This is a genomic window from Pseudomonas sp. PDM01 (genome assembly GCF_014852325.1).
GTDB lineage: Bacteria > Pseudomonadota > Gammaproteobacteria > Pseudomonadales > Pseudomonadaceae > Aquipseudomonas > Aquipseudomonas migulae.
The window spans coordinates 455,525-476,386 of record NZ_JACVBK010000006.1; the positions used below are offsets into that span (position 1 = coordinate 455,525).

Below are 20,862 nucleotides of genomic sequence, written 5' to 3' on the forward strand. Positions count from 1 at the left end.
GACACCGCGTCAAAAATCTTTAGATCGAAACAAAAAAAGCCCGACAAGCGGAATTCGCTGCCGGGCTTTTGGCGCCTACGCGCTATCAGCCTTTTTTCTGTGCGTTCATCGCCTCAAACATCGAGGTAATGTTGCTCGCCGTTGCCTTGAGCTTGCCGACAAGAGTGTCCATGTCGTTGTACTTCTTGGTCAGCACGGTTGTCAGAGTCGCGACCCGACGATCCAGTGCTTCCTGCTGGCTGGCCAGGTTGGTTTTAACCTTCGCCAGGCTGGCCGAACGCGCATCAAGGATGCCTTCGTTGCCAGTAACGGTATAAGGCGTAATCGCCGAATTCATTCGCTCCAGCAGCCCCTTGGCCGCATCGCCGGTCGCCGCTGGATCACCCAGGAACAGCTTCTGAATTTCACCACCCAGTTTCTGCGTATCCATCGCCGCAGAGAACTTGGTGCTGTCAAAATCGAGCGCACCGGTTTTCTGGTTAGTGGTAATACCCAACTGCGAAAGCACGGTCAGTTTGTCGCCAGCACCGGTACTTGCCAACGGCTCACGGATCGACGCCAGAACACTGCGACCCAGCGAGTCACCGGTCAATGCCGCGGGAATGGTTGGCTTGCCATCTTTATCCAGGGAAGGCTTGCTCAGCGTACTGACAGTGCTGACCACCTGGTTGAAAGCGTCGACAAAAGCCTGGATCGATTTTTTCAAACCGTCACTGTTCGGCCCGACCGTCACAGTGGAAGTACCCGTCGTCACCAGATTCAGCGTCAGGCCGGAAATGGCGCCATCCACGGTGTTGGATTTGCTGGAGATAGCCAGCCCGTCAACCGTGAAGCTGGCATTCGCAGCGAGTTCGCCGATGGCACCCGCCGAAGTCCCATCAGGCGTGGGACCCATTTTCTGGCCCGCGGTAATTTCCAGGCCAGGAATACCACTGAGCGTGATATCGGAATTCAAACCGGTCGCGGTAGAGCCCAGGACCAGACGCGAACCGAAGGAGTCAGTGACAATGTTGGCACTGAAGCCATTGGCGCCTTGCTGGGTGTTGATCGCATCCCGCACCGTCTGCAACGTAGCACCAGGAGGAATGGTGACCGGTCGGGCAATGCCATTTTGAGTGATATTGAGCGTACCGTCCTGAATGGCACTGGTAGGGCCAAGGGGAAACGCAGCGGTCGCCACCTTGGATGAAGTCGCAAGGGAGTTGACCTTGATGACATACGTGCCGTTGACCGCCGAGTTGCTGGCGACAGAGGTCAGCACTTTGGGATCGGAACTCGTGGCGTTGTAACCCAGGAACTGCGGGGTCTTGGTATCACCAAGGTTTTTGATCGCGGCCTGGAAATTCGCCAACACACTCTTGAGGGTCCCGACACCGGAAATCTGCGATGTATTGGTGTTCGTCTGCCGGTTGATCTGGGTTTGCTTGGCCGATTTATCAGCATCAACCAAAGCTTTAACGATAGCCGTGGTGTCAAGGCCGGAGCCTAACCCCAGACCCGGTAGAATTGGACTTGCCATGTGGGACTCCCTTCAGTGTGTCGCCGGCCTTTTGACCATTACAACGCCCAAAAGAACATAGCAACAAAATTCGTGCCAGCTGTCAGACTTTAGCGCTGAACAACAGGCTGCTTGCATCATTCAAACTATTGGCCAGTTTGAGCACTTCTTCGTTGGGGATCTGGCGAACCACTTCACCCGACTCACTGGCGATCACTTTAACGATAACCTTGCCTGAAGGTTCATCGATCGAGAACTCCAGATTGCGCTTGATCGATTGAACGAACTTTTCGATTTCCTGAACGGCCATCTTCAGTTTGTCCTGCTCGCTTTGCGCGTCTTTTGATTCATCCTTGACCGTTGCCACGGTGGCAGCATCGGCTCGAGGCTTTTCCACCGATTGTTCAGCAACAGTCGTCGCCGGCTTCGCGGCAGGATAAGACAAGTTCAGCTTCACGCTCATATCCATGTCCATCACCTCTTAAATTGAAAAAGCGAGAGAGCGCGCGTGCGCACTCCCCCGCCAAAACTTACCCAGCTATTACTGAAGCAGTTTCAGTACAGCGGATGGCAGTTGGTTGGCCTGGGCCAGAACCGAAGTGGAAGCTTGTTGCAGGGTGTTTTGCTTGGTCAGCTGTGCAGTTTCAGCAGCGAAGTCGGTATCTTGTACGCGGCTCAGTGCAGCACTGGCGTTTTCGTTGATGTTCTGCAGGTTGGAGATCGTGGTGGAGAAACGGTTCTGAGCAGCACCGAGGTCAGCACGAGTGGAGTTGATTTTGTCCAGGGCAATGTTGATGGCCGAGATCGCGGACAATACAGAGTTGTGGTTACCCGAGTTGGAAGTACCGGAGATGGTAGTACCGGTCATGCCCAGGGCGCTGGCGTCGAAGCTGGTCGACAGGGTCAGAGTGATCTGGTTGTCGGAAGTAGTGTTCGAACCTACCTGGAATTCCATCGCGCCAGCAGTACCGTCGATCAGCGCTTTGCCGTTCAGGTTGGTGGACTGAGCAATACGGGTCAGTTCTGCAACCGACTGTTGGTATTCTTTGTCCAGAGCGGTACGGTCAGCAGTGCCGTTGGAGTCGTTTCGCGATTGCAGTGCAATTTCACGCATACGTTGCAGAATGTTGGTCGACTCTTGCAGAGCGCCTTCAGCGGTCTGAGCGATCGAAACACCGTCGTTGGCGTTTTTGATAGCCATGGTCTGACCACGGATCTGCGAGGTCATACGGTTAGCGATTTGCAGGCCGGCGGCGTCGTCTTTGGCGCTGTTGATTTTCAGGCCGGAAGACAGGCGAGTCATCGAAGTCGAAAGCGCGTCGGAAGCACGGTTCAGGTTCTTCTGAACGTTCAGCGACGTAGTGTTGGTGTTTACTGTCAAAGCCATGACGAATTCCTCGTTGGTTGGGTACTGCGGCTTCCGGCCCTGGCAACCGCCGGGTATGGCCTAGAGAACCTTCGTAATAGTTATCGTCGCGAATGCAGGTTGCTTTAGGCCATTTTGAAAAAAATTTGCCATCACACTGCCACCCCCCATAAAACAAGGGCTTGGCGGCAAGCCAATCCAAAAAAGTGACGTCAGGGAAATGCCGGTAACGGGACAGCGAGGACTCGCCTGTACCGGCACATTGTCAAAAGCCTTGACCGGCCGTGGCCGCTTCCAGCAATTGGGGCAACTCATAATCAAGATAGTCGGCCAGCGCCAACCAGTCCTGCGCCTCCTGACAGGCCTGCATGTCGGAGAGCAACGCCGTCCAGCGGGATTGGACCTCGACAGTCTCGTGCCCCATTGCGGATTGCACATCACTGCAAATCTGGACCATGAGCAGCGCCGCTTCGACATCTCGCCCCAGACGGAACAAAACAGAACACTGCAGCGCCTCGGCAATCAGGGAGGATTCAGTCATCGCGTGAGCTCCGGATGAAACGTCGTGCCGACGATCATCGCCCCTGCCCGACTGCTGTTATAGAAAGCCATCTGAGGATGCCCGGCGATGTACCGTTCCAGCTCGCACAAGTAACTGCGGAAATTGAGCTGCGTCTTGACTCGCTGACCGTGGCCATCGAGCACCCAGTGCCGGGCGGCGCCCACGTTTGGCCCAAGGTCACCGTCATTCCAGCCGGCGTGGGTCTTGTTGTTCGGAAAAGCAAAATCGGCGCCGAACAGCGTGATCTGGCTGGCCCCCATGTGTACCGCCAGGTCCACCGCCGGGTGAATCACACTGCCACCGACAAACAGTTGGGCCTTGGGCAACTGCTCGCGCATGTCCCTATAGACAGGGCTGGCGGAATAGGCCACGTAACGCTTGCCCTGCCAACCTCCCAAGACCTCTGGATCAACCATGGGCATGTAGACCAGCGTGATATCGCGCGAGGCATCGCAAGGCAAATGTCGCGTCGAGATGCGCTGATCAATCGTGACCACCACATCCGGCTTGATCCCATGCTCGATAAGCGGTCGGTAGGCCGTATCGACGCAAATGAACAACGGCCGCTGCGCCTGTTCGCGTACCGCGCGCAGCGTGTCGAAGTGCTGTTCCAGGCTGGGTCCGGTGGCAATGACAAACACTTCCCTGCCGGAACAGGTGGCAAACAGCTCCGCAGCATCGGCATCGGCGCGAACACGCTCGACACTCGCCTGCAAACGCTCGGCAATCTCCGGATTGTCGGCATTGAATTCGCGATTGTTGAAGGTCAAATGGGTTTCGCTGATCAGCCGGTCGCGGATCTTGGCGTTGTAGTCGTCCGCCAGCACCAGCTCCGAAGGCAGCGCGAAGTACGGCAACTGGATTTCCGCCAGATCGCCGGCGTACAGCAGCACCACTCGTGAATCGGCGAGCCACGACTGTTGATCGAGCAGTTGCAGCACCAGGGAAAACACCGCGCCGTTCAGAATGTGCACGTACAACCGTTCAAGCCCGGTTCGCTCCAGCAATTGCAGCTGCAAATCCCCCAGCCCGGTGCCATAGACATGCACCACCGGACTGTCGACGGGCAGGCTGCCGGCCTGAAGCAACGCTTCGCGAGTGCGGTCATGGCGACTGGTCAACTGAATGCCATTGATGCTCAATGTCGAGCCCTGGCCGTCCACCAGATCAGCGCGCAACTCGGTGCTGTTCTCCACCGACAGTCGATGCCAGACCTTGGGCCAACGCCGCTGAATCAACTCGCCGTTGCGCTCAAACAACTCGCTCATGGAGCCTCGCTTTTCATTCGGGCAAAAAAAAAATAGCGCTCAAGGTTACACCTTGAACGCTATTTTTATGCCTGGCTTTTGAAGGATCAAGGGCGATAGATAATCGCCGAGCCCCATGACAAACCAACGCCGAAACCGCTCAACGCCACACGTTTCCAGGTGGAGTCCAGTACGTGTTTCTCCAGCAGCAACGGGATACTCGACGAAACGGTGTTGCCGGTCTCGACCATGTCCTTGATGAACTTCTCCGGCTCGCCTTCGAAGCGTCGAGCCACAGCGTCGACAATCGCGGCACTGCCCTGGTGAATGCAGAACGCATCGATATCATCAGCGGTCAGCTGCGAATCGGTCAGCAGTTCGTGCAAGTGCGCCGGGACTTTCAGCAGCGCGAAGTTGAACACCTGACGGCCGTTCATGAAGAACACCCCGTCGGTCACCTTCAGGTGCGGCGCACCGGAACCGTCGGTGCCGAACTTGGCCTTGCCCAGTTGCCATGGCGCGTTTTCGCCCATCCAGGTTGCAGTGGCGGCATCGCCAAACAGCATGGTGGTGTTGCGGTCTTCCGGGTCGACGATCTTCGAGTACGGATCTGCGGTGATCAGCAGGCCATTCTTCAAGCCTGCGGCTTCCATGAAACCCTTGATGGCGTAGATGCCGTAGACGTAGCCCGAGCAGCCCAGGGAAATATCGAACGCGGCGACGGTGGTCGGCAGGCCCAGTTTGTCCTGAACGATGGCGGCGGTGTGCGGCAGGCCTTCTTCGTCGCCGTTCTGCGTGACGACGATCAGTACGTCGATGTCTTCACGTTTCAAGTCCGGATTGTTGGCGAACAGCGCATTGGCTGCTTCGACACACAGGTCCGAGGTTTCCTGACCAGCGTCTTTGCGCGGCAGGAAGGCCGAACCGATCTTGCCCAGGATGAATTCTTCATCCTTTTCGAATTTTGCACCTTGTGCGTAATTGTCCACGCCGGCTACAGGAACGTAGCTCGCAATGCTTTTTATGCCAATCATTACGGCTTCCCAATAATAAACAGCCCAATACCACCGCTCGTAATGATTCGAGGGGCGCCGACAAACGGAGAAAAACGCCGCCTCATTGAGGCGACAGCGGGAAGAATAAAAGGCTATCACTGGGCCAAAAACAGGCCAGGCGCCACCTTCCCGATTAATACAATACAGTGAAGATGCGCGTTATGACTCGCAGGTCACTCTATTTTGCCGAATCGGCACCATAAGGGGTTATTCGACCAACGACCAGTCCAGCGGCGTTCCGCGCGGGATAGCCTTACGGGCACGGCGGCCCAGAAGGGTTTCCGCGTGTTTTGGAGCCAACCCCAGCCCCGGACGAATGGCTCGCAGATTAGCGACAGAAAAGGGCTCGCCGGCAGCCATGTCCTGAGTCACATAGAGCGAGCGGCGGTACATCAGAGACTTGCGCTCGGCGTCCGTCACACCGTAATGCACATGCCCCATGGCCTGCCACGCGCGCTCGGTTTCTATCACCAGGCTGGCGAGCTCCGCCGGCTCCAGCGAAAAACTGGCGTCCACGCCACCGGCGCTGCGGTCGAGGGTGAAGTGCTTTTCCACCACCGTCGCCCCGAGAGCCACCGCGGCCACAGACACACCGACGCCCATCGAGTGGTCAGACAGCCCGACTTCACAGCCAAACAATTCGCGCAAATGAGGAATCGTCCGCACGTTGCTGTTGGCGGGCGTCGCCGGGTAGGTGCTGGTGCACTTGAGCAACACCAGATCCTTGCAACCGGCTTCGCGGGCGGCACGTACGGTTTCGTCGAGCTCAGCGATGCTGGCCATGCCGGTAGAAATAATCAATGGCTTGCCGGTCGCAGCGACCCGACGAATCAATGGCAGGTCCGTATTCTCGAAACTGGCGATCTTGTAGGCCGGCACGTCGAGACTTTCGAGGAAGTCCACTGCGGTGTCATCAAACGGCGTGGAGAACGCGAGCATGCCCAGCGCCTTGGCGCGGGCGAAAATCGGCGCGTGCCACTCCCACGGCGTATGCGCTTTTTCGTAGAGCGCGTACAAGGACGATCCGGCCCACAGACTGTTCGGGTCCTTGATGAAGAACTCGCCCTCGGACAGGTCCAGGGTCATGGTGTCGGCTGTGTAGGTTTGCAGCTTCAAGGCGTGCGCACCCGCCTTGGCTGCGGCATCGACGATTTGCAGGGCCATGTCCAATGACTGGTTATGGTTGCCACTCATCTCGGCGATGATGAACGGCGGCGCATCGGCCCCGATCAAGCGGTCGCCAATTTTGAAGCTAGTCATTGCAGTGATCCTTTAATACGCGCGTGAACGCGCAAGCATTCTGAGTGAAACCGGCTTCGCGAAATACCTTCAGCGACGGCTGGTTCTCTGGCACCACTTGAGCGGTGATAGTCCGCAGTTGCGGCCAATGGGTGGTCACGAAGGCCTCGCCCCGAGCCAGCAGCGCCCTGCCCCAGCCCAGGCCGATGCGATCTTCAAACAGATAAATCGAGACTTCAGCTTCAAATTCGCACAAGTCATAACGCAACACGCCCACCGGGCCGTCATCAGCCTCGGCGATCAGCAGCAGACGCTGTGCATTGTTCAAACTGGCGGCCAGCCAGTTTTGATGCGACGACCATTCGATCAGCCCGGTCTCCCGCGACCAGCGCCGTACCGCTTCGGCATTACGCCCGTCGAACAGAAGCTGCGCATCGTCTGCGGTCGCGGGGCGGATCAGCAACACCGCGCCGGCCAGGGCGGCGGCCACCCGCTGTGCGCCCCGACCATCCACCAACTGGCGCGAATGCTCGGCCAGACTCTGGCGTATCCCAGGATTGCCCGCGACAAAACCGATGGCCTGACGCAATTGTTCGACGCTCACCTGCTCACGGGGTCCCAGGTACACATGGGCGCCCGAGGTGGCCATGACCTCGCCGTTGGCCTGCTGATTATTCGAGACCGCAATGCAAATCGTCGGCAACCCCAGGGCCGCCCGCTCCCAACTGGTTCCCCCACCGGCGCCGACGAACAGGTCAGCCTCGATCATCAGGCGGTAGAAGTCGCTGACAAAACTGTGCAAGCGCCAGTTGGGATGACTCGCCGCCATGGCCATCATCTTGTCCCATGCCGGGTTATCGGCACCGGCCACGAAATCAACTTCCAGCGCATGGAAATCGGCCATCGCCAACATCGCGTGATAAGTCTGCATCGCCGCATCGAAACCGCCGAAATTGACCAGCACCCGTTTTACCTGGGGCTTGATCGCAATTGCCGGGCAGCAGAACTCATCGCGTAGCATCGCGAATCGCGGGCCGAACAACGTCTGGCAACCGGGCTCAAGCAGCGAACCATAAGCGTCTGGTGTACCCGACAGGTTCTGGTTGAGCAGCAGGTCGACGGCGTACCGGCGAGTGGCGAGATCGTCCACCGCGGCGATCCGTGGCGCCCAGCGCCGGGCCGCCGTCTGCCAGTGATGATCGAGCCCATAGTGGTCGACGATGATCCAGTCGAATGCCGGATGGTTTTCCAAGGCGTGCGCCAGCGCGTCGATGTCCGCCTGCCACGGCAGCATGGATTCGATGGCTTGTTGCGGGTCTTCGTCGGGATAACGATCGGGCAGCGCAAAGGTTTCGAAACCTTCGGCTGCCAGCATGTCCAGCCGATGCCCCGGCAGTTGGCGGCATGCAAAAGCAACATGCGAGCCCTGTTTGCGCAAAACCCTGGCCAACGGCAACAATCGAGCGATGTGCCCGCTGCCAATGGTGGGCGACGCGTCGGAGCGAATCAGCACTCTCATTGCAACTCACCACCAGCCTTCAGCGCAGCGTACAAGTATTCGGCGCGCGTCCAGTCTTCGAGGGTGTCGATGTCCTGCACCAGATGCCGCGGCAGGATCACCGGCAGGCTCACCGGGGAAAACAACACGTCGCCGCGCAACCAGGCCTCGCTGCGTCCCCAGTAGAACTGGCCGGCGTCCTGAAAGGCTGCGGCCAGATCCTGCGACCGCGTATTGCGGAATTCCGGGTACAACGATGTCAGCGCGCCCTGCTCGTCGAGGGTCAAGGCGCGCTGCACGGGAAAGCCGAAATCGGTCACGGAAAACGCGAAGGATTTTTCCGGATGCTGCTCCAGCAGTTCAAGTCCCTGACGCAGAAACCGTACCTGCAACAGCGGTGCGGTTGCGTAGATGCAGCAGGCATAGTCGAACGCTGGTAATTGATTCAAGGCATGAACGATCACCGCGGCGGTGCCGGTGAAATCGTCGGCCAACGACGCCGGACGCAAGAACGGCACCTGAGCCCCGTGATCACGCGCGACCTCGGCGATTTCTTCATCGTCAGTGCTGACGACAACCTGGTCGAACAGTTGCGACTCCAGCGCCGTGCGAATCGAACGAACGATCATTGGCACGCCGTCGAACGGCTTGAGGTTCTTGCGCGGGATTCGCTTGCTGCCGCCGCGGGCCGGAATGATCGCAACGCTGCTCACAACACTACTCCTCAAGAACCAGGCGCCGCAGTTGCGCCACCACATAGTCCTGCTGCTCATCGCTCAGCAAAGGAAACATCGGCAGGCTGATGGCCTCGGCGTAATAACGTTCGGCCTGCGGGAAGTCACCTTCGGCAAACCCCAGGTCGCGATAGTACGGCTGCAAATGCACCGGTATGTAGTGCAGGTTCACACCGACACCGGCCGCTCGCAAGCCTTCGAACACCTGGCGATGACTGAGGTTGATCCGGTCGGTGTGCAACCGCACCACGTACAGATGCCACGCCGATTCGGCCTCCGGCTGCGCGCCGGGCAAGGTCAGCGGCAAGTACGCCAGCGATCGCTCATAACGCGCCGCCAGTTCACGGCGACGCGCGATGAAGCCATCGAGCTTGTCCAGCTGCGACAGACCGAGTGCCGCCTGCAGATCGGTGATCCGATAATTGAAGCCCAGTTCCACCTGCTGGTAGTACCAGGGGCCGTGACTGGCTTCGGTCATCTGTTGCGGATCGCGGGTCATGCCGTGGCTGCGCAGACGCTGCAAGCGCTCGGCCAGTTCAGGGCGGTTGGTCAACACCATGCCCCCTTCGGCGCTGGTGATGATTTTCACCGGGTGAAAACTGAACACAGTCATCGCCGCAAATTCGCCGCAGCCCACCGGGCGTCCGGCATAGGAAGCACCGACCGCGTGGGACGCATCCTCGATCACCGTAAAACCGTAACGTTCGGCCAGCCCGGCGATCATGCGCATGTCGCAGCTCTGCCCGGAAAACGCTACGGCCACCAGCACCTTCGGCAGCGTGCCAGCGCGCTCGGCGGCCTCAAGCTTCGATGCCAGTGCGTAAGCGTCGAGATTCCACGTCAGTGGATCGATGTCGACAAAATCCACCTCGGCGCCGCAATAGCGACCACAGTTGGCCGAAGCCAGAAACGTATTCGGCGTAGTCCATAGCCGATCGCCCGGGCCGAGTCCGGCCGCGAGGCAGGCAATGTGCAACGCCGCCGTGGCATTGCACACCGCCACCGCGAAATCAGCCTGGCAACGTTGCGCCAATGCCTGTTCGAAGCGTTCGATGGTCGGCCCTTGAGTGAGCCAGTCCGACTGCAGCACGGCGACCACCGCATCGATATCTGCCTGATCGAGGCTCTGCCGACCGTAGGGAATCATGCCGGCAGTTTCGCGTGCAGATCAGCGATCTGGCCAACCGACAGGTAGTGCGGATTGGTGTCGGAACGGTACTCGAAGTCTTCACTGACAGGCCGGCCCTGCTCGCCCAGTTTGTCGACGGCAAAATCCACGTCGACGCTGGTGAAACGAATCGAGGGTTGAATGGTGTAGTGATCGGCAAACTCCAGGGTCATCCGCGCGTCGTCCAGCGGCACCATCAACTCATGGAGTTTTTCTCCCGGACGAATGCCGACGTTCTTGTGCGGCAAATGTTCAGCCATGCCCAGTGCCAGATCGACGATACGAATCGACGGGATCTTGGGCACAAACACTTCACCACCGTGCATGCGGGCGAAGCTGTCGAGCACAAACTGCACACCGTGATCGAGGGTGATCCAGAAACGCGTCATGCGCTCATCGGTGATCGGCAGCTCCGTGGCGCCCTCGGCGATCAGCTTGCTGAAAAACGGCACCACCGAGCCACGCGAACCGGCAACGTTGCCGTAACGGACCACCGAAAAACGGGTGTTCTGGTCGCCGGCAATATTGTTCGCGGCGACGAACAATTTGTCCGACAGCAGCTTGGTCGCGCCGTACAGGTTGATCGGGCTGGCAGCCTTGTCGGTGGACAGCGCGACGACTTTTTTCACGCCGTTGTCGATGGCCGCTGCAATAATATTTTCCGCGCCGTTGACGTTGGTGCGGATGCATTCGGTCGGGTTGTACTCCGCCGCCGGCACTTGTTTCAGTGCCGCGGCATGCACCACGTAATCGATGCCACGCATGGCCTGGCGCAGACGATCGGCATCGCGCACATCACCGAGGAAGTAACGCATGCACGGCGCGTTGAACGTCTGCTGCATCTCGTACTGTTTGAGCTCATCGCGCGAGAACACCACCACCCGCTTCGGCTGATATTGCTCCAGCAGCCGGCGGATGAAATTGCGCCCGAACGAGCCGGTGCCGCCAGAGATGAAAATCGATTTACCGTTGAACATGCCTTGAGTCCTTGTACCTGTCAGTCAGGCTTATGCGAGCAACTGCGCCCAGTTCACCGGAGCCGGTTCACTCAGGGCAAAGCCCTTACCGGTCAAGGCCAGGTTGTTGTTGTAAGCCTCGTCGTGCGCGAAACGCGCCTGCCACTTGTCGCGCAGGGCCGCCACTGCCTGGGGAGCGTCCGGCAAGGTGCCCGGGTGGGTAACTTGCACTTGCGGCGTCCACACCGTGAGCAACCCGGCGTCGGCGACTTTCAGGCACAGATCTACATCGGCGTACACGTCATCGAAATGCTCCCGATCCAGACCGCCGAGTGCGTCGAATACTTCCTTGCGAATCATCAGGCATGCACCGCTGACGGCCGCGTAATTCTGCTCGACGAGCAGTCTGCGCATGTAGCCCGACGCGTCCTTCTTCTCACCGATGAAGGGCGAAGCAATCCCGCCGTTGAGCCCCAGAATCAACCCGGCACCGGTCACGCTGCCTTCGCGGTCCACCAGCTTGGCACCGACCACGCCGACTTCGGGACGCTGGGCCTGATTGAGTAGCGCCTCGATCCAGTTGGCGTTGACCACTTCGGCGTCCGCCGCCAGCAGCACCAGGTATTCGCCTTGAGCCTCGCCGACTGCGAGGTTGATCAGGGCCGACGTGCTGAGACGCTGTTCAGCCTTGACCAGACGAATCCGGCCCCGTCCGTTTCGTTCCAGGCTGTCCAGCCAGGTGTGAAGCTCGGCGGACTGGCTGTGGTTATCGGCAATGATAACTTCGTTGTTTTGATAGCGCGTGCGCTGCAAGACACTGACCAGGCAGCGCTGCAAGTGCTCCAGGTTGTCCTGGCTATGGATGATGACCGATACCTTCGGACGCCCCGCATGGCGGTATTCGATACGCAAACCAGCCGATGCTTCGGCACTGACCTGGGCTTGATAACCGCGGGTCACCAGATGACGGACCAGCGTCTGACGCTCGTGTTCGTTGGCTGTCGGCTCAGGAGCGGCGGTGATCAGCAACGGCTCGGCCAAATGGGCAAGGCCGGCCAGGCCACCGGTTTCGATCAGGCGCAGCAGCAGGTCGAACTCGAGCGCCGAGGCGAACTCGCGGGCAAAACCGCCGACTTCCACCAGCGCTTCGCGGCGAATCAGCCAGTGCCGTGCGATGAGTGACGGCAGGCTCTGCAACAGGTCGAGGTTGAAGGCTGGCCGGAACACATCGACCAGCGTGCCATTCTCCTGGCGATGAATTTCGTCCATCGCCACCGCACGGCAACCCTCGGCGTCTTGCAACTCGAGGCTGGCACGCAGGAAGCCGGCAGCGGTGAACTCGTCCCCCGCCTCGGCCAGCAGCAACCAGTCCGAAGTCGACTGACGAGCGATCTGGTTCAGCTTGTCGACGTAATTGGCCGCCGTGACCTTGACGAAATGCAGGGTGTTTTGTGCCGTGGTGACTGCCGGCAAGTCGCCCGTGGTGAAGATCACCACCTTGAACGCCCGGAACGCACTTTCCATGAGGCTGTCCAGGGTGACCTGAAGCTTGTCCATGTCTGCGTCCAGATCGAGCAGCAGAATGCCGAACTGAGGGCCCCCTTCGTTGGCCGCCAGGTGCTGGTTGATTTTGCGCACCGCGGTATCGTTCGGTTGCCGGGCCTGCAGCCAGTTTTGCAAACGTCCCGACGGCATTGTGTCGAGCAACTGACGGCTGTCGAAGGTTGGCACGCTGTCCAGACGCTCAACCCAGTCGGTCAGTATCCGGGCATCAGCGGCTTCATCCATATCCAACAGCTGCTGCGCCAGTTTCTGCATCACCCGACGGTTGAACGCTCCCAGGCCAACGGCTTCAATCAGACGGGTCTGGATGGTCGCCGGAGTGTCATTGGAATAGGTGCGCTGCAACGCTTCCTGCTTGAGCAACGCGCCTTCCATTTCTTCGAGTTGCAAGCGCCCCGCCGGCATCGAATGAAGCAGGAATTCGCACTGCGTCAGTTGGTCGAAGAAGGCACTGTTATAGAACGGCATTTCAACGTATTGCTGAGGGCCGAAGACCCGCTTCGGCCCTATCGTCGGATCCGTCCAGTAAGACTCGAAAATCGGCTCGATGGTCAGCGCGTTGCGTTTCGTCAGGCTCTCGGCGAGGGCGGCAAAACTTTGCAGCGCGACCTGCGCGGTCTGGTGTTCATCCAGACCTTTGATGCCGGTCGGCAGCGATGCCAGGAAGCCGGCAAAACGCTCACGGTCGGCGACAGACCGGGCGTCCTTGAGGGCCAGGGTCGTCATGATCTCGGTGTTGTGATCCGAGCGGCCATAGTTGACCTCACGCACCACGTAAGGAATTGGAAGAATCCGCGCCTTGGCCCGGGCGAGCATGTAGTAGACATGCCCGATCTCCTGCCACTGGAAGATCGTTCCTTCAGGCATCGCGGCATACCAGTCACGCAGCAGCGAAGTCCGATGGACCGCATAGAACGGCGGAATGTACTGGCTCACGTAATCGAGTACACGATCCTGACCGAGCTCGGCGTTGTAGTCCTCGTTTACTTTCTTGTCACGAAGGTAGTACTGCACATAGTTGGAGTGGGTCAGGTACATCAGGCAATAGCCATGGCACAGACCGTAGTCGGGGTTGGCTTCGAGGAAGTTCACCGACTCGGTGAGGCCACCGTGCATCAGGAAATCATCGTCGGAAGCGAAGACCATGTAAGGCGTGGTGACCTGCTCGACGCCGTACACCAGTTTGGCCTGGATTCCCCAGTAGCCGAATTGCGGCAAATGCCGATAGTCGATGGTGTCCGCAACCGTCGCCGCGCCCTCGAGCGCGATGGCCGACGAATCGAGAACCAGGATCTTGCAAGGCAACGTGCTGTAGTACTGCAATGCCCTGCGCAGGAACGTCGGGCGATTGTGTGTAATCAGCACCAGAGTGAACAGTTCACTCAAGGGCTGCATGTTTTCAGAACCGTAAATGCCTTGCATATCCTTCCCCACCACAGGCCGATTGCCTGATTAACGCTTGAATAGAGGTGTCGCTTAACGTACTCGGCGCAGGTAGCCATCCGGCGCGACAGTGATCAGCAGCTTGCTGTGAATGGCCTGGTCGATCTCGAAATCACGGTTCTCTTCCAGGTAGGCCCAGACCGCGGTTTTCGGGTTGTCACCCTTGCCCCATGGACGGTCCGGGAACGCATCTTCCGGCATGTCTTCGACCACGGTGTCCATGACCACGCAATAGCTGCCCACCGAGACCATCGGTGCATACAGGCGCAGCTCTTCGAGCACGTGTTCGTGGGTGTGATTGGAGTCCAGTACCACCAGCACTTTCTTGCCCTGGATGCGCTCGCGCACCTGGTCGACGATGGCCGTGTCGATGCTCGAACCCTGGATCATCTGGATGCGTTTGCTCATCGGGTGAGCTTCGATCGCTTCGCGGTTGTGCTGGCGGATATCGATGTCGACACCCAGCACTTCGCCATGGCCCATCAGTTCCAGGATCGAGGCGTAAAACACCAGCGAACCGCCGTGGGCGATGCCGGTTTCAACGATCACGTCCGGACGCAGGTTCCAGATGATTTCCTGCATGGCGACCATGTCCTGCGGGAACTGAATGATTGGCCGGCCCATCCAGCTGAAGTTGTAGGTGTACTTGTGTTTGGCCGTGGTGCCGACCCAGTCCAGCGACTCGGCTTGCAGCGCCTTGTCCTTCTTCAGGCCTTCGATGTTGTCTTTTACTTCTTCGCGAAACTGCTCATGGGGATTCATTGAAACGCTCCAAAAAAAATAGGCAAACGGGTTAGTTGAAGACCTTACCGTCGGGGTAAGGCACCACGTTGGTCTTGATGATCCTGGCGGGATTGCCCGCCACGACTGAATAATCCGGGACATCTTTGGTGACGACGGCGCCGGCGCCGATGGTCACCCAGCGTCCGATACGCAAGCGCGGAAGAATGGTGGCGTTGGTGCCGATGAACGTGCCGTCGCCGATCTCCACGCAACCGGCGATGCACACGCCGGGCGCCATGAACACCGAGTGGCCGATTTGCCCTTCATGCCCCACCACGCTGCCGGCGCTGATGCTGGTGTTGTCGCCCAGCGTCACCTCGGCCTGCATGATTACGCCTTCCTGCAGATAACTGCCCTGCCCCATGCGAATCATGGTCAGGTCAATGCCGGGGTGGATGAACTGGCCCAGCGTTGCACCGGCCTCGACCAGTTGGCGGGTGGTCTCGTAGCGCAGTTGGGTGCTGCCGGTGATCAGGTTGACGAAACGTACGTCCGGCCCCTTGAGCTCACTGACCAACGCCGAACCGCCAATGACCGGAACACCAAAAAACGGTGTCCCGTGTTTGTTCGGGTCATTGTCCAGAAACGCAAACTCGACGTTCGGTGTGCTGCGTTTCACCGCGTGCAGCATGCGCACCGCTTCCGGGTTGGCCGCGCCCAGCAAGTACATCTTCACAGTGATTGCCTTTTTGCCAGCAGTGTACGCACCACATCCACCACCCGTGCCTGATCGGCGTCAGTCATGTCGTGATAACTCGGCAGGTTGAACGCACGCTCCGGCAAGGCAAACGAAACCGGTGTGTCGACCACGTGCTCACTGAACATGGGCAACGACGACAGTGGCCAGAAGAACACCCGGGCGTCGATATCGGCGGCCTGGAACGCGGCGATCATTTCGTCGCGATGGATCCCGGTCCCGGCATCGAATACCACCGTGGGCATCCAGTAACCGTTGCGCGCATGGGCAGGTTCGGGGTTCAGCGAAACCCCCGGCAGCGATGACAGCGCGCGGGCGTAATTGGCGAATATCGCGCGTTTGCGTTCGATCAGCTCTTCGATCCGCTCAACCTGGGCGCAGCCGACGGCCGCCTGCAAGTTGCTCATCTTGTATTTGAAGCCAATGAACTCTGGCCAGAATTGTTTGGTGCTGCCCGCGACACGACCATGGTTGGACAACGTCAGGACGCGCTCATACAAGGCTTTATCCGAGGTGACGAAAATGCCGCCCTCGCCGGTGGTCATGGTTTTGGTGCCATGGAATGAAAACGCACCGAACGCCCCCATCGAGCCGGCAGCCTTGCCGCGCCACTGCGAGCCGATGGCTTCGGCGGCGTCTTCGATGACCGGGATACCGTGTTCGCGACCGATCGCCAGCAATGCGTCCATGTCACACAGGTTGCCGTAAAGATGGACCGCGAGAATGGCTTTGGTCTTCGGGGTAATTGCCTGCCTGACGAGCTCCGGATCCAGGCACCAGCTATCCGGCAGAACATCGACAAACACCGGCGTAGCGCCCAGATAGGTGATCGGTGCTGCCGAAGCGATCCAGTTGGTGTTGCCCAGGATCACTTCATCACCCGCGCCGATGTCCAGTGCAGCCATCCCCATGTGCAGCGCGCCGGTGCAGCTCGACGTCGCGATGGCATAGGTCGCACCAAGGTGCTCGGCAAACCCGTGCTCAAAACGCGTCAGGTATTCGTAGCAACGCGCGCCCCAACCGTTCTGCACGGCATCCAGGGCATACCGGGCTTCCAGTTCGCCGACACTCGGTTTGGTGTAGTGAATTCTGCTCATTGAATACTCAACTCCGGAACGGCAACGACAAACTGTGCGCCCCACTCTTTGACCGAGGCGAATTGCTGGGTGATTTCAGGCAACAGGTTCCATGGCAGAACCAGGATGTAGTCGGGTTGTTCGAGGGCGATACGCTCGGGCGACACCACCGGAATCCGGCTGCCAGGCAAGAACTTGCCCTGTTTGTGCGGATTGGCGTCGGCGACCCAGGCCAACAGATCAGGCTTGACCCCGGCGTAGTTAAGCAACGTGTTGCCCTTGGCGGCGGCGCCGTAACCGACCACTCGTTTGCCATCGGCTTTCGCCTGCAACAAGAAGCGCAGCAATTGGTGCTTGATGCCCTCGGCGGCTGGCGCGAGGGTTGCGTAGTACTCGGGGGTTTTCACACCAGCGGCGATTTCGGCCTGCAGTTGCTGAGCAACCGCAGGCTGCACGTCACGACGAACGCCATCGGCACGCTGGACGAAAACCCGCAGCGAACCGCCGTGGGTCGACAGCTGACTGACGTCGAACACTTCCAGGCCGTTGCGTTCGCACAATGTCTGCACGGCGGTCAGGGACAGGTAGGAATAGTGCTCGTGATACAGCGTGTCGAACTGTTGCCCGGCCATCAGCGTCAGCAGCTGCGGAAACTCGAACGTCGCCACGCCGGTCGGCTTGAGCAAGGTTGCAAAGCCGCCGAGGAAATCATTGATGTCCGGCACGTGGGCCAACACGTTGTTGGCAGCCATCAGGTCCGCGGACCAGCCTTCGCTGACCAATCGCGCAGCGGTGTGACGGCCGAAGAACAACTCGCGGATCTCCAGGCCTTTTTCCCGCGCCGCTTGCGCGGTGCTGCGGGTTGGCTCAACGCCCAGGCAAGGGATGCCGCGACCGGCGACGTACTGCAACAGGTAACCGTCGTTGGCAGCGATTTCCACTACACGACTGTCGGCGGTCAGGCCGAAGCGCTCGACCATCTCGGCGACGTAGCGATCGGCATGCGCCAGCCAGGTGCTGGAGAACGAACTGAAATACGCATACTCAGCGTCGAACAGGCTGTCGGCGCTGGTGTAATCCTCGGTTTGCACCAACCAGCACTGCTGACACACCGCAACCTTGAGTGGCACCCACTGTTCAGCCTGTTCCAGCTGATCGGCACGAACGTAGGCGTTCGACGGCGGCGAGGTGCCGAGATCGATCAGCGGCAAGGCCAAAGGAGTACCGCAACCACGGCAGTTCATAGACGCACTCCAGCGAAACGTTCATCGAGCAAGGGATGGATGGCGTCCCTGGCTGACAGATTATTGACAGGCAACGGCCAGGCAATCGCCAGCCGTGGATCGTTCACCGACAAGCCGCCTTCATGCTCCGGCGCGTAATCGGCGCTGTGCAGGTAAAGCAATTCGGCGTCGTCGGTCAGGGTCTGGAAGCCGTGGGCAAAACCGGCAGGAATGAGCAGGCTGCGACCGTCGCCGGCGCGCAGGTGTTCGGCGTGCCAGTGCAGGAACGTTGCGGAGTCGGGCCGCAAGTCCACCGCCACATCCCAGACTTCACCGCGCAGGCAGGTGATCAGCTTGGCTTCCGGCGCGTTGGCATTCTGGTAATGCAGACCACGCACACTCGCGCGTGCACGGGTGCAGGAATGGTTGATCTGGCGAATGGAAAACGCTTGGCCGAAGGCGCTCAGGCTGCCCTCGCAGAACAACCGGGCGAAGTGCCCGCGATCGTCTTCGAAGCGTTTGTGCTGCACGCTGAACAAGCCCGTCAGCGGCAGCGCCTTCAACGAAAACTCGCTCACAGCGCGCCTCGGTACAGGTTCAACTGACCCAACGTGATGCCACGCATGTCGTCGCCGTTTTGCCAGGCCAGATGCCAGTCGAGTGTCTGGGTCAGGCATTGTTGCAGCGACCAGCGCGGCTGCCAGGCCAACAGTTGGCGGGCGCGGCTGCTGTCCAGGCGCAACAGGCCTGCTTCATGCAGTTCGCTCGGTTCGATGCGCAATCCGCGCGCTTGTGGCCAGCGGTTGGCAAGCAGTTCGACCACTTCGCCGACGCTGCACATGTCCGCTTCGCTCGGGCCGAAGTTCCACGCACCGGCGAACTCGGGGCCTCGCTCGTAAAGAGCGGCGGCCAGTTGCAGGTAACCGGCCAGCGGCTCCAGCGCGTGTTGCCACGGGCGGACCGCTTGCGGGTAGCGCAGGGTCACCGGCTCGTCGGCAGACCAGGCTTTCAGGACATCGGGAATCAGACGTTCAGGGGCAAAATCACCGCCGCCCAACACGTTGCCGGCTCGGGCCGTGGCCAGGGCCAGACCGTGTTCGGCATACTTCTCGGCCGGGAAAAACGATGCCGCATACGACTGCGCCAGCAACTCGCAGCAGGCTTTGCTGCTGCTGTAAGGATCGTGGCCGCCGAGGGCTTCGTTTTCACGGTACGGCCACAACCATTCCTGATTGGCGTAGACCTTGTCGGTGGTCACCAGCACGCAGGCGCGCACGCCGCCGACCTGACGGATCGCTTCAAGCAGGTTCAGGGTGCCCATGACGTTGCTGGAGTAAGTCCCCAACGGGTCGCGATAACCCTCGCGCACCAGCGGCTGGGCCGCCAGGTGCAGGACGATTTCCGGTTGGGTGTCGGCGATCAGTTCAAGCAGGGCCCCCAGGTCACGCAGGTCGCCGCGCTGATCGTTGATGCCTTCGTGGACACGTGCCAGTTCGAACAGGCTCGGCTCGGTGGACGGATCGAGGGAAAACCCGCTGACTTTCGCGCCGAGGCTTTGCAGCCACAACGTCAGCCAACTGCCTTTGAAACCGGTGTGGCCCGTCAGCAGAACTCGCTTGCCGCGCCAGAATTCCGGGCTCAGTCCCATTGCTTCCATGGGGCCTCCCCGCTCTGCCACAAATGCTCCAGATGGTTTTTATCGCGCAGGGTGTCCATCGGGTGCCAGAAACCATCGTGCTGGTAGGCAGCCAGTTGACCGCTGCTGGCCAGGCCGACCAAAGGCTCGGATTCCCAAACCGTCTCGTCGGCGGTAATCAGCGGCAGGACCTTGGGCGACAGCACAAAGAAGCCACCATTGATCCAGCCTCCGTCACCGCGCGGCTTTTCAGTAAAACCGCGGACCAGGTGACCGTCGCGTTCCAGTGCGCCGTAACGGCCAGGCGGCTGAACCGCCGTGACCGTGGCGAGCTTGCCGTGGGACAGGTGGAAGTCCACCAGGGCTCCGATGTTCAAATCGGACACGCCGTCGCCGTAGGTGAAGCAGAACGCGTCTTCGTTTTCCAGGTAGCGGCTGGCCCGACGCAAGCGCCCGCCGGTCATGGTGTCTTCACCGGTATCGATGAGCGTGACGCGCCATGGCTCGCTGTAGTTCTGGTGAACGTCCATGCGGTTATTGCACATGTCGAACGTGACGTCAGAGGTGTGCAGGAAGTAGTTGGCGAAGAAGTCCTTGATCGCGTAGCCCTTGTAGCCCAGGCAAATCACGAAGTCATGGATCCCGTGAGCGGAGTACTGCTTCATGATGTGCCAGAGAATTGGCTTGCCGCCGATTTCAATCATCGGCTTGGGTTTGAGGTGCGACTCCTCACTGATGCGCGTGCCCAGGCCGCCCGCCAAAATAACTGCCTTCATCGTCTCCCCTCTTGTTCGTCACAGGGCTCAGCCAAGCTGTATCAAGCTTTTGCAGGCCTTCTGGATAAAACCTTCAATGCCGCTCAGGGCGCTTCTGGATTCACCGGAAGTGCTCGTTTTATGGCGATATCGGGGGGGCTTGCAGGAAACGCGCCAGCTCTTTCGCTGGGGTGGGTGGGCTCTGGGCCTTGGGTGTATATCCGTTTTTGCTGTTGTGGCGGCTATTGGTTTCGCCCTTACGGCGAGTCACTTTCGAAAAGCGCGAAAGTAACCAAAGCGCTCTTGCCCCTTTCGTTCGGTGCCTCGCCTAGGCTCGGCATGCCCTCGCTCCGGTCCTGCTCC

The 20,862-nt window shown here is 59.6% G+C and carries 19 protein-coding genes; all 19 read right to left on the reverse strand.

Features of this window, described 5'->3' with window-relative positions; all coding sequences use genetic code 11:
• Positions 1-85: 85 nt before the first annotated feature.
• The 19 genes from fliD to rfbF all read right to left on the reverse strand — a co-directional run bounded on the left by fliD (position 86) and on the right by rfbF (position 20,520).
• On the reverse strand, positions 86-1,519 hold the full coding sequence (fliD, locus tag IB246_RS18100) for a flagellar filament capping protein FliD (RefSeq protein ID WP_192230097.1): 1,434 nt from the start codon (positions 1,517-1,519) through the stop codon (positions 86-88).
• Positions 1,520-1,601: 82 nt separating this feature from the next.
• Positions 1,602-1,967 (reverse strand): flagellar protein FlaG, encoded by a 366-nt coding sequence (locus IB246_RS18105; RefSeq protein ID WP_008044605.1) that lies wholly within the window; start codon positions 1,965-1,967, stop codon positions 1,602-1,604.
• 72 nt (positions 1,968-2,039) lie between these two features.
• Positions 2,040-2,885 (reverse strand): flagellin domain-containing protein, encoded by an 846-nt coding sequence (locus IB246_RS18110; protein WP_008044606.1) that lies wholly within the window; start codon positions 2,883-2,885, stop codon positions 2,040-2,042.
• Between the two features lie 244 nt (positions 2,886-3,129).
• The gene (locus IB246_RS18115) at positions 3,130-3,405 is read right to left on the reverse strand and encodes a hypothetical protein (RefSeq protein WP_008044607.1); all 276 of its coding nucleotides are present in this window, start codon (positions 3,403-3,405) and stop codon (positions 3,130-3,132) included.
• Positions 3,402-4,694, reverse strand: coding sequence for a motility associated factor glycosyltransferase family protein (locus IB246_RS18120; protein ID WP_008044609.1), 1,293 nt, complete (start codon positions 4,692-4,694; stop codon positions 3,402-3,404). The genes IB246_RS18115 and IB246_RS18120 overlap by 4 nt, the downstream gene beginning before the upstream one ends.
• An 86-nt stretch (positions 4,695-4,780) precedes the next feature.
• Positions 4,781-5,707 carry a ketoacyl-ACP synthase III gene (locus tag IB246_RS18125; protein ID WP_008035244.1) on the reverse strand — a complete coding sequence of 309 codons (927 nt, stop codon included), beginning with the start codon at positions 5,705-5,707 and terminating at the stop codon, positions 4,781-4,783.
• Positions 5,708-5,935: 228 nt separating this feature from the next.
• A complete protein-coding gene (gene pseI, locus IB246_RS18130; RefSeq protein WP_008044612.1) occupies positions 5,936-6,988 on the reverse strand; it encodes a pseudaminic acid synthase in 1,053 nt (350 codons plus the stop codon).
• The gene (pseG, locus tag IB246_RS18135; protein WP_008044614.1) at positions 6,981-8,486 is read right to left on the reverse strand and encodes a UDP-2,4-diacetamido-2,4,6-trideoxy-beta-L-altropyranose hydrolase; all 1,506 of its coding nucleotides are present in this window, start codon (positions 8,484-8,486) and stop codon (positions 6,981-6,983) included. The genes pseI and pseG overlap by 8 nt, the downstream gene beginning before the upstream one ends.
• Positions 8,483-9,178 carry a pseudaminic acid cytidylyltransferase gene (gene pseF / locus IB246_RS18140; protein WP_032832883.1) on the reverse strand — a complete coding sequence of 232 codons (696 nt, stop codon included), beginning with the start codon at positions 9,176-9,178 and terminating at the stop codon, positions 8,483-8,485. Before pseF ends, pseG begins: the two co-directional genes overlap by 4 nt.
• A gap of 4 nt (positions 9,179-9,182) precedes the next feature.
• On the reverse strand, positions 9,183-10,346 hold the full coding sequence (pseC, locus tag IB246_RS18145; RefSeq protein ID WP_008044617.1) for a UDP-4-amino-4,6-dideoxy-N-acetyl-beta-L-altrosamine transaminase: 1,164 nt from the start codon (positions 10,344-10,346) through the stop codon (positions 9,183-9,185).
• Positions 10,343-11,344, reverse strand: a complete 1,002-nt coding sequence (gene pseB, locus IB246_RS18150; RefSeq protein ID WP_008044619.1) for a UDP-N-acetylglucosamine 4,6-dehydratase (inverting) — start codon at positions 11,342-11,344, stop codon at positions 10,343-10,345. Before pseB ends, pseC begins: the two co-directional genes overlap by 4 nt.
• A gap of 30 nt (positions 11,345-11,374) precedes the next feature.
• Complete coding sequence (locus IB246_RS18155) at positions 11,375-14,308, reverse strand: glycosyltransferase family 2 protein (RefSeq protein ID WP_008044621.1); 2,934 nt, start codon at positions 14,306-14,308, stop codon at positions 11,375-11,377.
• A 54-nt stretch (positions 14,309-14,362) separates the two neighbouring features.
• Positions 14,363-15,091, reverse strand: coding sequence for a cephalosporin hydroxylase family protein (locus IB246_RS18160; RefSeq protein ID WP_008044623.1), 729 nt, complete (start codon positions 15,089-15,091; stop codon positions 14,363-14,365).
• Between the two features lie 31 nt (positions 15,092-15,122).
• Positions 15,123-15,788, reverse strand: a complete 666-nt coding sequence (locus IB246_RS18165) for an acetyltransferase (protein ID WP_032832884.1) — start codon at positions 15,786-15,788, stop codon at positions 15,123-15,125.
• A complete protein-coding gene (locus tag IB246_RS18170; RefSeq protein WP_008044627.1) occupies positions 15,785-16,906 on the reverse strand; it encodes a DegT/DnrJ/EryC1/StrS family aminotransferase in 1,122 nt (373 codons plus the stop codon). The genes IB246_RS18165 and IB246_RS18170 overlap by 4 nt, the downstream gene beginning before the upstream one ends.
• Positions 16,903-18,129, reverse strand: a complete 1,227-nt coding sequence (locus IB246_RS18175) for a class I SAM-dependent methyltransferase (RefSeq protein WP_008044630.1) — start codon at positions 18,127-18,129, stop codon at positions 16,903-16,905. Before IB246_RS18175 ends, IB246_RS18170 begins: the two co-directional genes overlap by 4 nt.
• Positions 18,126-18,686 carry a dTDP-4-dehydrorhamnose 3,5-epimerase family protein gene (locus IB246_RS18180; RefSeq protein WP_008044632.1) on the reverse strand — a complete coding sequence of 187 codons (561 nt, stop codon included), beginning with the start codon at positions 18,684-18,686 and terminating at the stop codon, positions 18,126-18,128. Before IB246_RS18180 ends, IB246_RS18175 begins: the two co-directional genes overlap by 4 nt.
• Positions 18,683-19,765, reverse strand: a complete 1,083-nt coding sequence (gene rfbG / locus IB246_RS18185) for a CDP-glucose 4,6-dehydratase (protein ID WP_008044634.1) — start codon at positions 19,763-19,765, stop codon at positions 18,683-18,685. The genes IB246_RS18180 and rfbG overlap by 4 nt, the downstream gene beginning before the upstream one ends.
• Positions 19,747-20,520: a glucose-1-phosphate cytidylyltransferase gene (rfbF, locus tag IB246_RS18190; protein WP_008044636.1), complete on the reverse strand. Its 774-nt coding sequence runs from the start codon at positions 20,518-20,520 to the stop codon at positions 19,747-19,749. The genes rfbG and rfbF overlap by 19 nt, the downstream gene beginning before the upstream one ends.
• Positions 20,521-20,862 lie beyond the last annotated feature (342 nt).

Coding starts and splice junctions, on each gene's coding strand:
- IB246_RS18125 (WP_008035244.1), bottom strand. CDS start 5,707: ATGATTGGCATAAAAAGCATTGCGAGCTACGTTCCTGTAGCCGGCGTG.
- IB246_RS18155 (WP_008044621.1), bottom strand. CDS start 14,308: ATGCAAGGCATTTACGGTTCTGAAAACATGCAGCCCTTGAGTGAACTG.
- IB246_RS18175 (WP_008044630.1), bottom strand. CDS start 18,129: ATGAACTGCCGTGGTTGCGGTACTCCTTTGGCCTTGCCGCTGATCGAT.
- pseC (WP_008044617.1), bottom strand. CDS start 10,346: ATGATTCCCTACGGTCGGCAGAGCCTCGATCAGGCAGATATCGATGCG.
- rfbF (WP_008044636.1), bottom strand. CDS start 20,520: ATGAAGGCAGTTATTTTGGCGGGCGGCCTGGGCACGCGCATCAGTGAG.
- pseG (WP_008044614.1), bottom strand. CDS start 8,486: ATGAGAGTGCTGATTCGCTCCGACGCGTCGCCCACCATTGGCAGCGGG.
- IB246_RS18105 (WP_008044605.1), bottom strand. CDS start 1,967: ATGGATATGAGCGTGAAGCTGAACTTGTCTTATCCTGCCGCGAAGCCG.
- pseI (WP_008044612.1), bottom strand. CDS start 6,988: ATGACTAGCTTCAAAATTGGCGACCGCTTGATCGGGGCCGATGCGCCG.
- pseB (WP_008044619.1), bottom strand. CDS start 11,344: ATGTTCAACGGTAAATCGATTTTCATCTCTGGCGGCACCGGCTCGTTC.
- IB246_RS18160 (WP_008044623.1), bottom strand. CDS start 15,091: ATGAATCCCCATGAGCAGTTTCGCGAAGAAGTAAAAGACAACATCGAA.
- IB246_RS18170 (WP_008044627.1), bottom strand. CDS start 16,906: ATGAGCAGAATTCACTACACCAAACCGAGTGTCGGCGAACTGGAAGCC.
- IB246_RS18115 (WP_008044607.1), bottom strand. CDS start 3,405: ATGACTGAATCCTCCCTGATTGCCGAGGCGCTGCAGTGTTCTGTTTTG.
- fliD (WP_192230097.1), bottom strand. CDS start 1,519: ATGGCAAGTCCAATTCTACCGGGTCTGGGGTTAGGCTCCGGCCTTGAC.
- IB246_RS18120 (WP_008044609.1), bottom strand. CDS start 4,694: ATGAGCGAGTTGTTTGAGCGCAACGGCGAGTTGATTCAGCGGCGTTGG.
- IB246_RS18110 (WP_008044606.1), bottom strand. CDS start 2,885: ATGGCTTTGACAGTAAACACCAACACTACGTCGCTGAACGTTCAGAAG.
- rfbG (WP_008044634.1), bottom strand. CDS start 19,765: ATGGAAGCAATGGGACTGAGCCCGGAATTCTGGCGCGGCAAGCGAGTT.